This is a genomic window from Vibrio sp. 1078-1 (assembly GCF_033340475.1).
Genome location: NZ_JAWOWM010000469.1, coordinates 1 through 644, shown reverse-complemented (window position 1 = coordinate 644; position 644 = coordinate 1). Strand labels below are relative to the sequence as shown.

Below are 644 nucleotides of genomic sequence, written 5' to 3'. Positions count from 1 at the left end.
ACTGCGACGTTAAGCAAGGAGCGCGAAACAAGCTGATCGATTGGCTCGCTCAATTTCACCAAGTGAGCCGTGAAGACTTGATGCCAAGTTTGTATGTACACGAAGAACAAGCGGCAATTAAACACTTGATGCGCGTCTCGTGTGGCCTTGATTCACTGGTACTTGGTGAGCCGCAGATCTTAGGTCAAGTGAAACAGGCATTTTCTGATTCACGTGATCATCAAGCTGTAGACTCGTCGATTGATAAGCTGTTCCAAAAAACGTTTTCTGTTGCAAAACGAGTTCGTACGGAAACTGATATCGGTGGCAATGCTGTGTCGGTGGCTTACGCCGCATGTACATTAGCAAAACACATTTTCGAATCGTTATCTGACTCGACAGTCTTACTTGTCGGGGCAGGTGAAACCATCGAACTGGTCGCGAAGCACTTAGCGTCGAACGGCTGCACAAAAATGATAGTCGCAAACCGCACCAAAGAGCGTGCTCAAGGGTTTGCTGTGCTGTTTGGTGCAGAAGTAATCAGCCTGAACGAAATCCCAGACCACCTCGCAAGAGCGGACATCGTGATTAGCTCAACAGCGAGTCCGTTGCCTATTATTGGTAAAGGCATGGTCGAAACAGCGCTGAAACAACGTCGTCATCAA

General features: G+C 48.1%; 1 protein-coding gene. It reads left to right on the top strand.

The genetic code is table 11. From position 1 onward, the window contains the following. The coding region (hemA, locus tag R7190_RS28235) for a glutamyl-tRNA reductase (RefSeq protein ID WP_318137975.1) at positions 1-644 on the top strand (644 nt) is incomplete at both ends.